This is a genomic window from Stappia sp. (genome assembly GCF_048268045.1).
In the GTDB taxonomy this organism is placed as follows: Bacteria; Pseudomonadota; Alphaproteobacteria; order Rhizobiales; family Stappiaceae; genus Stappia.
The window spans coordinates 378,623-396,141 of the sequence record NZ_JBLWWG010000001.1; the positions used below are offsets into that span (position 1 = coordinate 378,623).

General features: G+C 67.0%; 14 protein-coding genes and 1 other RNA gene. 2 read left to right on the forward strand and 13 right to left on the reverse strand.

Translation table 11 applies throughout. The annotated features are described in order from the left end of the window. Positions 1 to 2: 2 nt before the first annotated feature. From mraY to ACN0WF_RS01745, 8 genes are all read right to left on the reverse strand, one after another. Entirely contained in the window at positions 3 to 1,088 is a 1,086-nt protein-coding gene (mraY, locus tag ACN0WF_RS01710) for a phospho-N-acetylmuramoyl-pentapeptide-transferase (RefSeq protein WP_417771035.1), read from the reverse strand. 13 nt (positions 1,089 to 1,101) lie between these two features. Then, the gene (locus ACN0WF_RS01715; protein ID WP_417771036.1) at positions 1,102 to 5,040 is read right to left on the reverse strand and encodes a UDP-N-acetylmuramoyl-L-alanyl-D-glutamate--2,6-diaminopimelate ligase; all 3,939 of its coding nucleotides are present in this window, start codon (positions 5,038 to 5,040) and stop codon (positions 1,102 to 1,104) included. A gap of 79 nt (positions 5,041 to 5,119) precedes the next feature. Beyond that, entirely contained in the window at positions 5,120 to 6,832 is a 1,713-nt protein-coding gene (locus tag ACN0WF_RS01720) for a peptidoglycan D,D-transpeptidase FtsI family protein (RefSeq protein WP_417771037.1), read from the reverse strand. 4 nt (positions 6,833 to 6,836) lie between these two features. Then, positions 6,837 to 7,196, reverse strand: coding sequence for a cell division protein FtsL (ftsL, locus tag ACN0WF_RS01725; protein WP_417771038.1), 360 nt, complete (start codon positions 7,194 to 7,196; stop codon positions 6,837 to 6,839). Between the two features lie 4 nt (positions 7,197 to 7,200). Then, complete coding sequence (rsmH, locus tag ACN0WF_RS01730) at positions 7,201 to 8,241, reverse strand: 16S rRNA (cytosine(1402)-N(4))-methyltransferase RsmH (protein WP_417771039.1); 1,041 nt, start codon at positions 8,239 to 8,241, stop codon at positions 7,201 to 7,203. Next, on the reverse strand, positions 8,238 to 8,705 hold the full coding sequence (mraZ, locus tag ACN0WF_RS01735; protein WP_417771040.1) for a division/cell wall cluster transcriptional repressor MraZ: 468 nt from the start codon (positions 8,703 to 8,705) through the stop codon (positions 8,238 to 8,240). Before mraZ ends, rsmH begins: the two co-directional genes overlap by 4 nt. A gap of 713 nt (positions 8,706 to 9,418) precedes the next feature. Then, positions 9,419 to 9,814: RNase P RNA component class A (rnpB, locus tag ACN0WF_RS01740), an RNA gene on the reverse strand. 32 nt (positions 9,815 to 9,846) lie between these two features. Next, positions 9,847 to 11,361, reverse strand: coding sequence for a PLP-dependent aminotransferase family protein (locus ACN0WF_RS01745; RefSeq protein ID WP_417771041.1), 1,515 nt, complete (start codon positions 11,359 to 11,361; stop codon positions 9,847 to 9,849). Between the two features lie 88 nt (positions 11,362 to 11,449). Here ACN0WF_RS01745 and ACN0WF_RS01750 point away from each other — a divergent pair, with 88 nt between their 5' ends. Further along, on the forward strand, positions 11,450 to 12,139 hold the full coding sequence (locus tag ACN0WF_RS01750; protein WP_417771042.1) for a pyridoxamine 5'-phosphate oxidase family protein: 690 nt from the start codon (positions 11,450 to 11,452) through the stop codon (positions 12,137 to 12,139). Positions 12,140 to 12,144: 5 nt separating this feature from the next. After that, positions 12,145 to 12,792 carry an FMN-binding negative transcriptional regulator gene (locus tag ACN0WF_RS01755; RefSeq protein WP_417771043.1) on the forward strand — a complete coding sequence of 216 codons (648 nt, stop codon included), beginning with the start codon at positions 12,145 to 12,147 and terminating at the stop codon, positions 12,790 to 12,792. 112 nt (positions 12,793 to 12,904) lie between these two features. On the opposite strand, the gene ACN0WF_RS01760 is transcribed toward ACN0WF_RS01755, so the two are convergent. From ACN0WF_RS01760 to fumC, 5 genes are all read right to left on the reverse strand, one after another. Beyond that, positions 12,905 to 13,405 carry a lytic transglycosylase domain-containing protein gene (locus ACN0WF_RS01760; RefSeq protein ID WP_417771044.1) on the reverse strand — a complete coding sequence of 167 codons (501 nt, stop codon included), beginning with the start codon at positions 13,403 to 13,405 and terminating at the stop codon, positions 12,905 to 12,907. Positions 13,406 to 13,663: 258 nt separating this feature from the next. Next, positions 13,664 to 14,425: an N-acetylmuramoyl-L-alanine amidase gene (locus ACN0WF_RS01765; protein ID WP_417771045.1), complete on the reverse strand. Its 762-nt coding sequence runs from the start codon at positions 14,423 to 14,425 to the stop codon at positions 13,664 to 13,666. A gap of 40 nt (positions 14,426 to 14,465) precedes the next feature. Next, positions 14,466 to 15,164, reverse strand: a complete 699-nt coding sequence (locus tag ACN0WF_RS01770; RefSeq protein WP_417771046.1) for a TerB family tellurite resistance protein — start codon at positions 15,162 to 15,164, stop codon at positions 14,466 to 14,468. Between the two features lie 14 nt (positions 15,165 to 15,178). Then, a complete protein-coding gene (locus ACN0WF_RS01775) occupies positions 15,179 to 15,880 on the reverse strand; it encodes an SDR family oxidoreductase (protein WP_417771047.1) in 702 nt (233 codons plus the stop codon). Between the two features lie 122 nt (positions 15,881 to 16,002). Continuing rightward, complete coding sequence (gene fumC, locus ACN0WF_RS01780) at positions 16,003 to 17,403, reverse strand: class II fumarate hydratase (RefSeq protein WP_417771210.1); 1,401 nt, start codon at positions 17,401 to 17,403, stop codon at positions 16,003 to 16,005. Positions 17,404 to 17,519: the final 116 nt, after the last annotated feature.

Genomic DNA, 17,519 nt, shown 5'->3' on the forward strand with positions numbered 1-17,519 from the left:
CCTTACCTCAGCTTCAGCGTGGCAAGGCCGACGAGGGCGAGCACGACGGCGATGATCCAGAAGCGGATCACGACCTGGCTCTCCGTCCAGCCGAGATGTTCGAAGTGATGGTGGATAGGCGCCATCTTGAAGACGCGCTTGCCGGTGAGCTTGTAGGAGGCGACCTGCACGATCACCGAGAGCGCCTCGACCACGAACAGGCCGCCGATGATGGCGAGCACGATCTCGTGCTTCGTTGCAACGGCGATGGCGCCGATCATGCCGCCGAGCGCCAGCGACCCTGTGTCCCCCATGAAGATCGCCGCCGGCGGCGCATTGAACCACAGGAAGCCGAGGCCGGCACCGATCACCGCGCCGCACAGGACCGCCAGGTCGCCGGCTCCTTCCACGTGGTGGATCTGCAGGTAGCCTGCGAAGACCGCGTTGCCGGTCAGGTAGGAAATCAGCCCGAAGGAGGCGGCGGCGATCATCACCGGCACGATGGCAAGGCCGTCGAGACCATCCGTGAGATTGACCGCATTGCCCGCGCCCACCACCACGAAGGCGGCGAACGGAATGAAGAACAGGCCGAGATTGAGCGTCAGGTCCTTGAAGAACGGAAAGCCGATGGACGTCCCCGCCCCGTCGGTTTCCAGCAAGGTCACCGCCAGCGCCGCGCCGCCGGCGATCAAAAACTCGAAGGCCAGCCGGAAGCGGCCGCTGAAGCCGCGGTGCGAGGCCTTCGTCACCTTCAGGTAATCATCGTAAAACCCGATGGCACCGAAGCCGACGGTGACGCCGAGGACGATCCATGTGTAGGGGTTGGTCAGGTTCGCCCACAAGAGCGTCGCGACCAGCATGCCGGAAAGGATCATCAACCCGCCCATGGTGGGCGTGCCCTTCTTGGTCAGAAGGTGGCTCTGCGGGCCGTCGGCGCGGATCGGCTGGCCGTGTCCCTGACGCAGCCTCAGCGACGAGATGATCGCCGGGCCGAACAGAAACACGAACAGCAGCGCCGTCATGATCGCCCCACCCGTGCGGAACGTGATGTAGCGAAACACGTTCAGCGCGGAGAACTGATCGGAGAATTCTACGAGGAAATAAAGCATCTCTCAGGCGTTCCTATTCGGCACCATCGTCGTCGACAGGGAACTCGCGCCGAAGCGCATCGACCAGCGGTCCCATCCGGGTCCCGAGGGATCCCTTGATCATGATCACGTCGCCGGGGCGCAGCTCTTCCAGAAGCAGCGGGCGCAGGCTCGCCGCTTCTTCCGAATAGGCGCCGCGCACATGCTTCGGCAGCACTTCCCACAGCGCATGGGAGCGCCGCCCGACGCAGTAGACGAGGTCGGCCCGGCAGTCGGCGACAGGACCGCGCAGGGCGGCGTGCAACTGCAGCTCCGCCGCGCCCAGTTCCAGCATGTCGCCGATCACGGCAATGCGCCGGCCGGACGCGCTCGTCGGCGTTTCGCCGAGCAGGCGCAGCGCCGCGCGCATAGAGGACGGATTGGCGTTGTAGCTCTCGTCGATCAGCGTCGCCGTGCCGCTGCGCAGCTTGAGCACCGACTGCGCGCCACGCCCCTTGGGGGCATGGAAGTCGGCGAGCGCCAGGCCGGCGAGCGCCAGATCGCCACCGAGTTCGGCGACGGCGGCGAGCACTGCCAGCGAATTCGTCACGAGATGGCTGCCCGGCGCGCCGATCTTGTAGGTGATCTCCTGATCGAAGATATGCCCCGAGATGGAGGTGCAGCCGGTCTGCGCGGAAATGTGTTCGGCCTGCGCGTCGGCGGGCCCCTCGCGCCCGAAGGTCGCCATGCGCCGCACGCCGGCGATCTTGGCATGATAGCTGAGCAGGTCGAACTGGTCGTTGTCCCGGTTCAGGATCGCCAGTCCGCCAGGTTCCAGACCGGAGAAGATCTCCGCCTTGGCCTGGGCGATCCGTTCGACCGAACCGAAGAACTCCAGATGAACCGGCCCCACCGTAGTGATGATCACGGCATGGGGACGCACCAGTTCGACGAGCGGCGTGATCTCGCCGGCGTGGTTCATCCCGATCTCGAAAATGCCGAAGTGGCTTTGTGCCGGCATCCGCGCCAGCGTCAGCGGCACGCCCCAGTGGTTGTTGAACGAGGCAACCGGCGCGTGGGTCGGACCCGACCGGTCCAGCGCCAGCTTGAGCATGTCTTTGGTGCTGGTCTTGCCGACCGAGCCAGTGACGGCGACGATGCGCGCCGTCGAGCGCGCCCGCGAGGCCCGCGCCAGATCACGCAGCGCCTCGAGCGGATCGTCGACGACCAGATAGCGCCCTCCGGCCGTCAGGCTCGAATGCCGCGCCCAGGAGACGATGGCGAGCGCCGCGCCTGCTTCCAGAGCCGCATCGGCGAAATCGTGGCCGTCGAAACGCTCGCCGGCAATGGCGACGAAGGCATCCCCCGGCGCGACCGAGCGGCTGTCGATGGAGATGCCAGTGATCTCCCCGACATCGCAGCCGATCGCTTCGCCGTCGGTCGCCTCGATCATTTCCGCAAGCGTCCACAGCGGCCGATCCGGGTCGACATGCGCCCAGTCACCGAATGCTTCCGGATGGGGCTCGGTGCCCGTGCGCGTCGCCATGGCAAAGGCCCCACCGGTCGCGGCGGCAGCCGCCGCGATCATCCGCGCCGAAGAGGACACCGGCTCCGGCTTCTCCGCTTCGTGCAGCGCGGCAACCTCGTCCTGCGCGACAGCGTCCTCATTCCCGTCATCCGTTTCGTCGGGCGTTTCGGCCGGCACGATTTCCGGTGTGTGCGCCTCCGCCTCGCCAGCGGCCGCCACGCTCTGCTCGAAGCCGGCGTGGTCGTCCCGCACATCATCCTCGGGCTCGACAAACTCGGGCTCGAGGAGATCGGGCTCGAGGAGATCGGGTTCGCGGCGTTCGATTTCCTCGTCGGCGTCCGCTGGGGCCGCGACGACCAGCTCGCTCGAGGCATCCTCATCGGCTACGGCTTCGTGCTCCACCTCGCCGTCGAAGAGAAAGTCGTCCTCTTGCGCACCAGCAACGGCCGCACTGTCCTCGGCGACACCGTCGTCTTCGTCCGCAAGGTCAGCATCCCCAAGCTCGCGGTCGAACGACGCGGTCTCATCGCCGGCCGGCATCGAGGTCTCCTCGTCTGCGTATGCGCCAACGGAGGTTTGCGAGCCATGCCCCATGATTTCGGCGAAAAGCGCCTCCTCGGCGGCGATCTCATCGGCGGAATAGTCGACGCCCGCCTCGCTCTCCAGCGCCTCGGGCTCCGGGTCGCCGGTGGCAAGGAAGGTGCCCTCGTCCTCGGCGACGGTCTCGCCGTCGGCGGAAGCAGGCAGCTCCGGCAAACCGTCGGCATCTGCCTCCGGCTCCGTGCGTGCCGGCGTTTCGTCACCGACAAGCCCCTGAAGCAGGTCCTCGAAATCGAGCGAAATCTCCGGCAGGGCGCCAGCCTCCGCCGAAGCCGGCTCGTCCCGCCCGGTATCCGCCTCGTCCGCGCCCGCGACCGTCTCGTCGCTTGCCAGGTCCAGCTCGAAGTCCAGGTCGCCGTCCTCGCTGCCCTCTTCCCGGAAGGCCTCGAAGAGCGCCGCTTCGGCTGCCGCGTCGATCGCGGCGCGCGCCACCTCGTGATCGGAGAAGGGATAGACGGTCCCGCCGACGATCTGGCCGGTCTCATGTCCCTTGCCGGCAATGCACAGCACGTCGCCGTCCTGCAGCATACCGACGGCCGCCTCGATGGCCGCGTGGCGGTCGCCGATTTCCAGCGCGCCGGGAGCGGCCGCCATGATTTCGGCACGGATTTCCGTGGGATCCTCGCTGCGCGGATTGTCGTCGGTGACGATGACAATGTCCGCCTGGCGGGCGGCGGCCTCACCCATCAGCGGACGCTTGCCCTTGTCCCGGTCGCCGCCGGCACCGAAGACAACGATGAGCCGCCCGCGCGTGAACGGGCGCAGTGCGGCGAGCGCGGTGTCGAGTGCATCGGGCTTGTGGGCGTAGTCGACGAAGACGAGCGCGCCGTCATCCGTCTCCCCGATCCGCTCCAGACGACCGGGCGCGCCTTCCAGATGCTCGAGCGCCTCAAGAGCCGCATCCAGATCGACGCCGACACAAACGGCAAGCCCGGCCGCGATCAGCGCGTTCGACACCTGGAACCGGCCGGCGAGCGGCAGGCGCACCTCGCGCATGCCGCGCTCGGTCTCCAGCGTCAGGATCTGGGTGAAGCCCTCATGACGGATCTCGACAAGGGCGAGGTCCTCGCCTCCCTCGCCGACCGTATAGACGGGATGCCCCGCCGCCCGTGCCGCCAGGATCACCCGTTCGGCATACGGCGCGGACGGTTCCACGACCACGGGTTTGTCCGCGTCGAGCAGCGTCTCGAACAGACGCAGTTTCGCCGAGAGGTAATCCTCGACGTCGGCATGATAGTCGAGATGGTCGCGACCGAGATTGGTGAAGGCGGCGGCGGACAGCGAGAGCCCGTCGAGCCGGCGCTGGTCGAGCCCGTGGCTCGATGCCTCCAGCGCGGCATGGGTAATGCCGTCGTGCGCCAGCCGGGACAGCACCTCATGCAGCGTCACCGGATCGGGCGTCGTCAGCCCGCCGTAGTTGGCGCCGCGGCTGGTGACCGTGCCGATGGTTCCAAGGCTCGCGGCCTCGAAGCCGGCGAAAGCGAAGATCTGGCGCAGGAAGACCGCCACGGAGGTCTTGCCACTGGTGCCGGTTACGGCCACGAGCGTTTCAGGCTGGGCGGCGTGGAACCGCGCTGCGAAAAGCGCAAGCTCGCGCCGCGGATCGTCGCTGACGATGATCGGACAGGCTTCGGCGTGGGGTGTGCGAAGCGCGGCATAGGGCGTGTCGCTGCCCACCAGAAGAGCACAGGCGCCAGCCGCGCGCGCGGCCTCGACATAGGCGCTGCCGTCAACGCTCGAGCCTTTCAGCGCGGCGAACAGGAACCCCTGTTCCACCGTCCGGCTGTCTGCGGACAGGCCGGCGATTTCCGTTTCGAACTCGGCCGCGGCGAGCGCCTGTTCGCCGGTGAGGTCCTTCAGCAGCATGTCTTGCGCCAATATCCGTTTTGCGTCGTCATCAGGACCCGGCGGAACTTTGGTGCGACCCCGTTCCGCGCGCGTCCGGTCAGTAGGAAATCGAAACTGTCTCGGCCTTGTCTCCGAACTTGGGCAACACCCCGAGCATCGGGGCAATGCGCCGAATGATCGCCGACACCGTCGGCGCGGCATTCAGACCCGCCGTCGCGCCAATCCCCTCGCGCTCGGACTTCGGCTCGTCGATCACGACAAGAACGACATACTTTGGATCATCCATCGGGAATGCAGAAAGGAAAGAATTGCGGCGCTTGTTGGATACATAGCGGCCGTTTTCGATCTTCTCCGCCGTCCCGGTCTTGCCGCCGACGAGGTATCCCGGCACCTTCGCGCGCCGGCCGGATCCCTGCAACACGTTGAGGCGGAACAGGTAGCGCATGATCTGGCTGGTCCGCGGGCTGACCACCTGCTGCGCCAGCTTTTCCGCGTCCGCCATCGCCCTCGGCATGAAGGTCGGCGGGATCAGCTTGCCGCCGTTGATGAGTGCCGCCGCCGCCGTCGCCGTCTGCAGCGGCGTCACCGAGATGCCGTGGCCGAAGGAGATCGTGATCGCGGCAAGCTCGTTCCACTTCGGCGGCAGCAGCGGCGTCGCGACTTCCGGCAGCTCCGTCTTGAGCCGCGTCGTCAGTCCGATGCGTTCCATGAACGCGCGCTGCTGGTCGATGCCCGCGGCCAGCATCATCTTGCCGGTGCCGATGTTGGACGAATAGATGAAGGTCTCGGCGACGGAGAGCATCCGGCGCTTGCCGTGGAAATCATCGATGGTACGCCCACCGATGCGGATCGGGCGGGTCGCGTCGAAGCTGTCGTCCATCGTGACCCGACCGCTGTCGAGCGCCATGGCGACGGTGAAGCCCTTGAACACCGAGCCCATCTCAAACACGCCGCCGCTGGCCCGGTTCATCCGCTTCTGGTCGAGAGCCTGGGCGCGGTCGTTCGGGTCGAAGTCCGGCAGCGACGACATCGCCACCACTTCTCCGGTGTTTGCGTCGAGGACGATGCCGATCGCCGCAATCGCCCTGTAGCGCTCCATCGCCTTGGACAGTTCGTCGCGCACGACATGCTGGGCGCGCAGATCGATCGACAGCGCCACGGGCTCCATCGAGCGGTCGCTGGCGAAGCCGAGCTTCTGCAGGTCGCCGAGCCAGGCCCTGTCGACGGCAAGCTCCATGCCGGAAATGCCCTGATTGTCGACGTTCACCGACCCGACGATGTGGCTCGCGGTCGGCCCACCCGGATAGAAGCGGCTGTTTTCCTCCAGGAAGCCGATGCCCGGAATGCCAAGATCGTGCAGCCTGTTGCGCTGGCGCGGCGTCAGCTCGCGCTTCAGCCAGATGAAGCCCGCATTGCTTGCAAGCCGGCGGCGGACCGCATCGGTGCCGAGCTCCGGCAGCACACTGGCGATACCCTCGAGCGCCTCGTCGACGTCGATGATCTTGCGCGGCTCGGCATAAAGCGAGGCGGTCTTGATATCGGTTGCCAGGATCTGGCCGTTGCGGTCGACGAGATTGGGACGTGACGCGGCAACACTGTCCTGCGCGGAGATATAGGAGGCCGTGGTCGCCTCCTCGCTCATGCCCAGCATCACCAGACGCGAGCCGATGGCGACGAAGACGAGGGAGAACATCGCCATCGCCATGTAGACCCGCGCCCGCGTGGCAGCGCGCGAGGGCGCGCGCGGCACGCGACGTTCGCCGACGGCGCGGCGCTGCAGGAAGGACACGGGCTGCTCGGTCACGGCCATGGCGCTACCTCACCACCGGGGCGGACGTGCCGGCATAGCCGCCGAGCGTCGCATTGCCGTCGATCGGCTCGAACTCGACCGGCTTCACGGGAATGTCCTCGATCCGCGTGATCTGCTCGACGGCGAGCGGCTCCAGATGGAGATAGTCGTTGTAGCGGTCGACAAGCCCCTGCAGACGGCTCGGATCGTTGAGCAGACTCCATTCCGCCTTGAGCAGCTGGATACGCTCCCGCTCGCCCTCGATCTGGCGCTGAAGCGCCGCGACATGCTCGGCCGAGCGCTCCGCATCGTGCTTCATGTTGTAGACCGTCGCGGCCGCCCCGAGGACGCCGGCAACGAGAATGAGATTGGTGAAACGCGCCATGGCCTCAATCTCCAACCGAAACGATGGAAGCAACACGCGGCGCGCCAAGCGCCGTGCCGTCGATCTCGCGCGCCGGGGCGTCGGTGCGCCGACCCGCACGCAGCTTCGCCGAGCGCGCCCGCGGGTTGCGTGCGGTCTCCGCCTCCGAAGGCTCCACCGCCCCGCGGCTGATCAGCTCGAATGTCGCCGGCGGCACATCGACCTCCGGCAGATGCCGCGATCCGCCGGCGCGCGTGCGGCTGCGCTCGGCAAAGAAGCGCTTGACGATGCGATCCTCGAGACTGTGGAAGGTCACGACGACGAGACGGCCGCCCGGCACGAGCGCACGCTCGGCCGCGGCAAGCGCTGCCACGATCTCGTCGAGCTCGCCGTTCACGCAGATGCGCAGCGCCTGGAAGGTGCGGGTCGCCGGATGGATCTGCTTGCCCTTGCTCGGACGCCCGACCACCTTCTCGATGACGGCGGCAAGATCGGCCGTGCGGCTGAAGGGCTCTTCCTTGCGACGCTCGGCGATGGCGCGCGAGACGGCGGAAGCGCGCTTTTCCTCGCCCAGCATTCCGATGAGGCGCGTGAGGTCGCGCTGCGGCATGGTGTTGACGAGATCCGCCGCGCTCGGACCGGCGCAGTCCATGCGCATGTCGAGCGGCCCGTCGAAACGGAAGGAGAAACCGCGCTCCGCCTGGTCGAGCTGCATGGAGGATACGCCAAGGTCGAGCACCACTGCATCAACGCCGGCAAGACCGAGGCCCGCCACATGTGCGTCCAGCGCGGAAAAGCGCCCCTGCACCAAAGCGAGACGACCGCCGGAAGCGGCAGCGAGATCGGCGCCGGCGGCGATGGCCGTCGGATCACGGTCGATACCGACGACGCGCGCGCCGGTCTCCAGCAGCGCACGGCTGTAGCCGCCAGCACCGAAGGTGCCATCGACGACGGTCTCGCCCTCGCGCATCGCAAGAGCCGCGACGACCTCGTCGAGAAGAACGGGAATGTGACGATCGTCGTTTGCCGTTTCGGCAGCATCGGTCCGCTCGCGGGCTGCCATCATTGCGACACCCCCGCAGCGCCGCCGCCGGCCGCCCGCGCAATTGCCGCCATGGCGAGCTTCATCGCCTCGGCGCGGTGGGCGCGAAAACGCTCCGGCTCCCAGAGCTGAAACTTGTACCCCTGCCCGACGAAGGTCACGCGGTCGGCGATGCAAGCATGGTCGCGGATCATCTCCGACAGCATCACCCGTCCGTCTCCATCGATCTTCAAGGTTTCGCTCGCGCCGTAAAGCGCCGTGGACAAGGCGTCGTGGTCGGCGGTCAGCGTCGCCAGGCCATCGAGACGTTTCTCGATTTCGCTGATGAGCTGGTGACCGCCCGCATCGACCGCCGTGTGGTGCAGGGAGGGGAAGCAGTAGAGACCTTCGAAGCCGTCGCGGGTAAGCACCTGGCGGAACGGAGCCGGGACGGAAACCCGCCCCTTGGCGTCGAGTCGATTTGTGTAGTGCGACACGAAGCCGGACATAGATTCTCTCGCCCCACCACCGGAACTCACGATCCCGGCCTAACGCCATCCCCCGACACCTGGAAAACCCGATACGACGCACCCTGCGCATGGCACGATCGCTCGGCCCGTGCGCTGGTTTCGCGGGCCATGACAGCCCGGCCGCCTCAACTCGAAACGGGATGATTTGGGATAGCATGGGACCTCATGGGCGTCAATGGAATCCAGCGGTAAGAGCCCCCTCCTGTCGCCCCGCGACGCACCCTGAAAAGGTTATCCACGATTAAGCTTAATATTGAGTTGAGATGCCCCGGACCGGCGAAAAGCCGCGATTTCTGCCGGTGCGCTCAATCAATCGCGTTGATGAAAAAGGGGTTTTGCACATTGCGAGGCGAGTTGCGGCAGCCTGCCGCCGCCGCCCCGGCGACGGCGGCAGGCGCGAGACACAGCCGCAAGACGGCTGCGGCCGGTCTCCGGCATCCGGTGTCGCACGGACAGGGTTTTCGCGCTTGTCGCAGTGCCAACGCGCACACCGCCGCATCGCGCATACGGCGCACCGACCACCATTGCGGCATCCCGGACCGGCGCGAAGCGAGAGAAAGAGCGCGAGGAAAGTGGCCAAAGCCGGCCGGCCGAATGGCTGTGGGACGCCGTCCCATGCCCCGGTGGGGCACCATCCCATGCTCGGCACACGCCGCCATCGGTCGGAAGAAATGCAGGTATCGAGGGGGAGAAGTGTCAGCCGGCCTTTAAGCCGGGTTCTGTAAGGCGTGGCGCGAAGCCACGCGCGACGGCCATTCATCTTGGGCGTTCGTTGCCGAACGCCTCACGCAACCTACCCGGACGGCTGGCCTGGAAAAAACCGGACGCCTTTCGGCGTCCACGCCGTCCCTATTCGGTTTTGCTCCCGGTGGGGTTTACCATGCCGCTTCCGTTGCCGGTCGCGCGGTGGGCTCTTACCCCACCCTTTCACCCTTACCGCGGCCGAAGCCACGGCGGTTTGCTTTCTGTGGCACTTTCCCTAGGGTCGCCCCCGCCGGGCGTTACCCGGCACCGTTTTTCCATGGAGCCCGGACTTTCCTCCCCCGCGGCGTTTCCGCGCTTGCGGGAGCGGCCGTCCGGCCGACTGACCCGCGACAGGTATGCGGGGCACGCGCCCGGGTCAAGCGACACGACAACCCCGCCCCGTCATTTCATCCAAAGGAGGTGCATAAGCCTCCTGCCCCCCGGTTTCCGCCAGCGCCTCTGCGATGGCAATGGCGCAAGCCTCGGCGTCTCCCTCACGCGCATTGGCGAAGCCGACGACGAGGCCGCAGACATCCGCCTCCAGCGCGTAGGCAGACAGCGCCGCGACACCGAAGCCGCGCCGGTTGGCCGCTGCCGCCACCGCCTTGTCGTTGCAAGGCATGTTGAAGCGCACGGCGCATTGCACGCCACCGACCGGATCAGAGAGCCCGACCGCATTGCCCAGGCGCGACCTCAGCGCGGCTGCCAGCGCGCACCCGCGCTCCTCGTAGGTTTCGCGGATACGCCTCAGATGCGCCCGGTAGCGCCCGCTTTCGATGAAGTCGGCGAGCGCTGCCTGTGTCGCCACATTGGCGAAATGCCCCGTCACCCGCAGCGTCCGCGCGAGCGCCGGAGCAAGATCTTCAGGCACCACCATATAGGCGCAGCGCAACCCCGGAAGCATCGCCTTGGAAAAGGTGCCCAGATAGACAGTCTGGCCGTCGTGCCCCAACCCCTGCAAGGCCGCGAGCGGCCGACCGGCAAAGAGAAACTCGCTGTCATAGTCGTCCTCGACGACAAGCCCGCCGCAGGCCCGCGCCCGCTCGAGCACCATCAACCGCCGCTCGAGCGGCATGCGCACGCCGAAGGGATACTGGTGCGAGGGCGTGACATAGATCAGCCGCGGCGGCGGATCGAGCGGCATGACGCTGGGGTCCGCCCCGTCTGCATCGACGGGCATCGGGCGCACCGAAAGCCCGGCCGCCAGGAAGGCGGCCCGCGCGCCCAGATATCCCGGATCCTCCAGCCAGACGGTGTCGCCGGGGTCGGCAAGAATGCTTGCCAGCAGGAAAAGGCTCGCCTGCGTCGACGGGGTAACGATGATCCGCTCCGGCGAGGCGCGCAGCCCGCGCTCCTCCACGAGGTAGCGCGCAAGCGCCTGCCTGAGCTGCCCGTAGCCGGCGATCTCGTCATAGAAGAGCGCCCCGCCACGCAACCCCCGCGTCGCCCGGCGCAGGGTGCGCGCCCATTCGTCCTGAGGAAAGCAATCAAGCCCCGGGGTGCCGGGCTCCAGCTTGCCGCCCCTCTTGCGCTCCGTCGCCCCCCAGTGGTCGACAGCCATGGCGAGCCCGCGCGCCGACAGGCCGGCGGATGGCGCGGGCGCGCTGCCTGCCTGCGTGCCGCCAAAGCGGGGCGGCAGCCGCTTCTCGTCCAGAATGCGCGGCGCCGCCCCCTTGCGCACGGACACCACGCCTTCCGCCACCAGCAGCTCATAGGCGGCGTTCACCGTGTTGCGAGAGACCGAGAGGGAAGCAGCCAGCGCACGGCTGGAGGGCAAGCGCCCGCCCAGCGCGAGACGGCCGTCGGAGATCGCCGCGCGCACGCCGCGATAGATCTGCTCGGGCAGCGGCACCGCGCTCCCCCGGTTCAGGATCAGCAAGCCTTCCAGCATAAACCTGCCCCTCGATATTCATGAAACTGGACCTTTTCAGGAACCACTTTGATGACACACTCCGCGAGAAATCGCAAAGGATGCCTGCATGCCCCTATCGAACGCCTCGCAGTCCCGCCCGCCCGCATATGCCCGCACCCGCGTCCGCAACCGGGATATCTCCGACCGCGACGCGGCCCGCGACGTCCTGAGCGCCGGCCGGATCGCCCATGTCGGCTTCATCGCCGAGGGCCGGCCAATGGTGATCCCGATGATCTATGCGCTCGTGGGCGACACGCTCTATCTGCATGGCGCAAAAGCGACGCGCATCATCAAGGCGAACCGCGAGAACGCCCCGCTCTGCGTGACAGTCACGCTGGTGGACGGCATCGTCGTCGCCCGCTCCGCCTTTCACCATTCGATGAATTATCGTTGCGTGATGGTGCATGGCGACGCGCGCCACGTCACCGACGCCGAGGAGCGCGGCCAGGCGCTGGCCGCGCTGACGGACCATCTGCTTCCAGGACGGTGGGACGAGGTGCGCCCGATGACGGCCAAGGAGAACGCCGCGACCGGCATCCTCGCACTGGGGATCGACTGCATGAGCATGAAGATGCGTGACGGTCCCCCCAACGACGATGAGGACGACTACGCCCTGCCGATATGGGCCGGGGTCATCGAACTGCGCGAGGAGGCAAGCGCCATAATCGACGACCCGCGCCTCGCCGCCGGCGTGGATCGGCCGGCGTCGGTCGCCGGCTACCGCGCTGCTGGCGCAGCGACGGACGAAAAGGACTGACGTGCATGTACGCGATAGAGCAAAGCCGGGAGACCCGGCGCGAGGTGCTGCTGGCCGCGATCCGGGAGATCGGCCTGTGCACATTGGTGACGGGCGCGGGCGGGCTCGCCGCGACACTCGTACCCCTCGCCATCCGCGAACGGGCCGGCGGAACCCTGTCGCTTGTGGGGCACTTCGCCCGCGCCAACCCGCACTGGCGCGGGGTCGGTGCGGGTATCGAGGCGCTTGCCCTCTTCCAGGGCCCACACGCCTATGTCTCGCCGGGCTGGTATGCCACAAAACGCGAGACCGGAAAGGCGGTCCCGACCTGGGCCTATGTGGCGGTGGAGGCGCGCGGCACGCTGCGTCTCATCGAGGAGCCCGAGCGGCTTCGGCAGGTGCTCGCCGAACTGACGCACGACCGTGAGAGCGGCCGCCCCGCCGCCTGGTCGCTCGACGAAGCTCCCGCCGACTACCTCGCCGCACTCATGCGCGGCATCGTCGGCTTTGAGCTTGAGGTCTCGACGCTTTCCGGCGTGTGGAAGCTGAACCAGGCGAAACCCGCCGCGGACCGGCAAGGCACGGCCGACGGCCTGTCCCGCGAGCCCGGCGCCAACGCCCGCATCCTCTCGGGGATGGTGCGCGACGGCCTCGCGGCAGCGGAGGAGGAGTAGCCGCGAAGCCGGGATTGCCGTCCGGCTTCCATCACGCGCCGCCGTCGACAACGGGCCCGGCCTCTTGCGAAGCTTGCGCCACGGGCCCCGGCGCGGAACCCGGACCGATACTTCAGGACCGGGCCATGATGCTCCGGACCTTGGCGCAATAGCGCTTGCTCACCGGGTTCATCCGCTTTGCGAAATGACCGGCGTTGTAGCGCAGGATCGTGCCGCAGAGGTCGCCACCGGCCCGCTTGCGGGCGCCGGCGAGATACTTCATGCCGTAGGTGATGTTTGTCTTCGGATCGTAGAGCGCCTTGGCGCTGCCGCTGAAGCCGACGCCGCGCGCGGTCTGCGGTTTGATCTGCATGAGACCGATCTCGCCGTGGCGGCCACGGGCACGCGGATTGTAGTTGCTCTCAACCTTCACAATGGCATGAGCAAGCTCCACGGGGATGCCGTGCTTGCGCGCCTCGGTGCGGATGATGTCGTCGTACTTGGCGCTCCTGGCGCCGGCTTCGAGGATCGACGGATCGACCGTCGTGGTTCCTGTCGCCGCCGTCTGGCATGCGCCCAATCCGAGCGCCAGCGTCAGCACGCCGATGAGGCGCGCAAGGTTTGCAAATGTCATGTGCCCGACCTTTTGAGAGTTCGTGGTTTTGTCTCGAGGCGCGGGGGTATGACGCTGCGGTAGGACGAAAATCCGGCAGGGAAAGTCACGAAATATTACAAGAACACCGATGAAATACGCACAAAATGTGGAGATACCGTCAAAATTGACAGGACCTGGGCAGGCTTATGTTGCAATGCGGCAAAGACGGGGCGAGACCTTGCCGCGCCTGCCTGAAACGCGGCGGCGCGCGCGTTTCCGAACCGTGGTCAACCGGCCTCAAACGACCGCGGGACGCTCGCAGAGCAGCCGGTGGAGCGTCGTGATCGTCGACATGTCGGCGATGCCGTCGACCCTTTCAGGCCGATGGTGACGCTGGAAAGCGGCAACCGCCAGACGCGTCGCCGTGCTGTAGTCGCCGTCGATGGCCATCTCGAAACCCAGGAGCGCCAGCATCGACTGCAACGCCTCGACCGGCTGCCCCTTGTCGCCTTCCTGCAGATAACGCCCGCCGGAAATCGGTTCCGGCACGACCCAACTCCCAACGCCCGAAGCCGCCAGCCGGTTCCATGGAAAGAGCTCGCCCGGGTCGACCTTGCGCGCCGGAGCCACGTCGGAATGGGCCAGCACCCGCCAGGCCGGAATGGCGTGCCGGGCACAGATGTCGCGGCACAACGCGATCACCGCCTCGATCTGCGCGTCGGGGAACGCACGGTAGCCGTAGTCATGTCCGGGATTGACGATTTCGATGCCGATGGAGCGCGCGTTCACATCCCGCTCACCCGCCCAGTAGGAGGCGCCCGCGTGCCAGGCGCGCCGCGCTTCCGGCACCATCTGCAGAACCGTTCCGTCCTCGTCAACGACATAATGCGCGGAGACCTCGGCGCGCGGGTCGCACAGCCTGCGAACCGCCGCCTCGGCGCTTTCCATGCCCGTGTAGTGCAGGATCAGCATGTCGATGGGCGCGCCCTCGGGGCGCTCGCCATGGTTCGGCGACGGCTGGAGGCGGGCGGGGAGAGAGGTATCTGTCTTGACGCCCATGGTCAGCGGGTTCCGTTCGGTGGATCTGGATCTGTATCTGTCAAATGCCGCGTTCGGCCGCGACCTGCGCATAGGCGGCGTTGAGCGCCGCCATCCTGTCGTTGGCGATGCGCACGAATTCCTCCGGCACACCGCGCGCGATCAGCCGGTCAGGGTGGGTCTCGGCGACGAGCCCGCGGTAGTGCCGCTTCACGTCCGCGTCGCTTGCCTGCCTGTTGATGCCGAGCACCACATAGGGATCGCCCTGGCTGCGGGTGTGGCGGGCAAGGATCTGGTTGAAGCCCCGCGCGTCGAGACCGAAGATCTCGCCGACGCGAGCCAGATAGGCGACCTCATGCTCATGCACAACGCCATCGGCCTTGGCGATGTGAAACAGCACGTCGAGAATGTCGACGCGGATCTCCGGATCGTCGGGAAACAGCGCCGCCAGCCGCTGCGCATAGGTCTCGAAGCCGGCGACATCCTGCTTGGCGAGATTGAACAGGCGCGCCACGTTGCGCTCCTCGCCACGCGGGATCTCGAACACGTCGAGAAAGGCGATCTCCTCGTCCCCCGTCACGACGCCGTCGGCCTTCGCCATCTTCGCCGCGAGCGCGATCATCGCCACCGTGAAGGCAACGGACCGTTCCCCGCGCCCCTCCCCGGCCGAGATTATGTAGGCGATGATCCTGTCAACCGCCTCGATGCCGCCGGCGCCGATTGCGGCAACGACCGCGCTGATCCTTTCCCAGATGCTCATCCGTCGAACACAGCCTAGACCGACCGGGTGATACCGCCGTCGACGCGGAGGTTCTGTCCGGTGATGTAGCCAGCACCTGCTGACAACAGGAATGCGACCGTGTCGGCCACCTCCCCGACGGTGCCATAGCGGCCCATCGGGATGCGCGAACGCCGGTCCTCCTTCTCGGGCAGGCTGTCGATGAAGCCCGGCAGCACGTTGTTCATGCGAATGCCGTCCGCCGCATAGCGATCGCAGTAGAGCTTGGTGAACGCGGCAAGGCCGGCGCGGAAGACGCCCGATGTCGGAAACATCGCCTCTGGCTCGAAGGTCGCATAGGTGGAGATGTTGACCACCGCGCCCTTGCCCGCTTTCAGGAAATGCGGGGTCACCGCCCGGCACATGCGCACCACGTTGAGCAGATAGTGGTCGAGACCCAGGTGCCAGTCCTCGTCGGAAATCTCCAGCACGGCGCCCTTGGGGCCGTGCCCGGCGCTGTTGACCACCGCATCGATGCGCCCGAAGCGCTCCGCGCTGGCCGCCACGAACCGGGAGATGTCGTCCGCCTCAAGCACCGAGCCGGTCATGCCGAAGCCGCCGAGTTCCCGCGCCAGCGCCTCACCCTTGCCGGAGGAGGAGAGAATGGCGATCCGCGCGCCGCCCTCAGCCAGTCGCCGGGCAATCGCGGCGCCCATGCCGCTGCCGGCCGCCGTCACCAGAACCACCTGACCGTCCATCGCCTTGCCTCCTACCCGCTTTCGCCGCTGTCGGGCATCATCGCCTCCACACGGCGCAGGCCGCGATTCGTACCCTTCGCATCGTCCCCGTCAGAGGCGACAGCGCAAGATTTTTTCGCGCCTCAGTCCCGCGGCATTTCAGGCATCGCGCCCGTCATCTTCGCCGGATCGACAATCCGGTCGAAGGTTTCGGCATCCACATAGCCGAGTTCGAGAGCCGCCTCGCGCAGCGTCAACCCGTCGTGGTGGGCGTGGTGGGCGATCTTCGCCGCCTTGTCGTAGCCGATCTCCGGCGTCAGTGCGGTGACCAGCATCAGCGAGCGGCCGACCGTCTCGGCAAGCTGCGCCTCGTTCGCCTCCATGCCCTCGATCGCGAAGCGCGAGAAATGCTCCATGCCGTCGGCGAGCAGCCGGCAGCAGGTGACAACATTGGCGCCGATCATCGGCTTGTAGACATTCATCTCCAGAAGCCCGGCCGCGCCCGCCTGCGCCGTCGCCGCATCGAGGCCCATGACCTGCTGGCTCAACATCGCCAGCGCCTCGCATTGGGTCGGGTTGACCTTGCCCGGCATGATCGACGAGCCCGGCTCGTTCTCCGGCAAGTGCAATTCGTTGAACCCGGCGCGCGGGCCGCAGGACAGGAGCCGTATGTCGTTTGCAATCTTGTTGAGCGAGACGGCAAGCGTTCGCAGAACACCCGAGGCCATGACCATAGCGTCATGCGACCCCATGACCGCGAACTTGTTCGCCGCCGCGCGAAACGGCAATCCGGTCTGCGCGGCAAGCGCCTCGGCCACACCCGTGTCGAACCCTGCCGGCGCGTTCAGCCCGGTGCCCACCGCCGTGCCGCCGATGGCAAGTTCCATCAGCCCGTCGCGGGCAAAGACGAGCCGCTTGCGGTTGTCGTCGAGGAGCCCGACATAGCCGGCGAACTCCTGGCCCAGCGTCATCGGCACGGCGTCCTGCATGTGCGTCCGGCCGATCTTGACCAGATCGCGCCAGGCTTCCGCCTTGTCGCGCAACGCCTTGCGCAAGGTGGCCAGCGCCGGCAAGACGCGGGTTTCGATCATCAGCGCGGCGGCGATGTTGAGCGCCGCCGGCACCACGTCGTTCGACGACTGCGAGCGGTTGACGTGATCGTTCGGATGCACCGGATTCTTGGAGCCGAGCACGCCGCCGACCATCTCGATGGCACGGTTGGAGATCACCTCGTTGACGTTCATGTTGGCCTGCGTTCCCGAGCCGGTCATCCAGACGCGCAACGGAAACTCGCTGTCGAGATGGCCGCCGATGACCTCGTCAGCGGCCGCCACGATCAGCCGCGCCAGCTCACCGTCCAGCACGCCAAGCCTGGCGTTGACCTCGGCCGCCCCGCGCTTCAACCGCGCCAGCGCATGAATGATCTCGAGCGGGAAAAGATCCTGGCCAATGGCGAAATGATGGCGCGACCGTTCCGTCTGCGCGCCCCAGTAACGGTCGGCGGGAACGTCGATCGCTCCCATTGAATCCGTCTCTCGCCGCATTGGATCTCTTGTCATGAAACACCTCTCGTCCTTGCTGACGTAGCGCGTGAAAGCCTCGATTCAGGGTCTGGAAACTTTGCCCGGCCATACTCTTTGCCGGCCCGGTCAGGAATGAG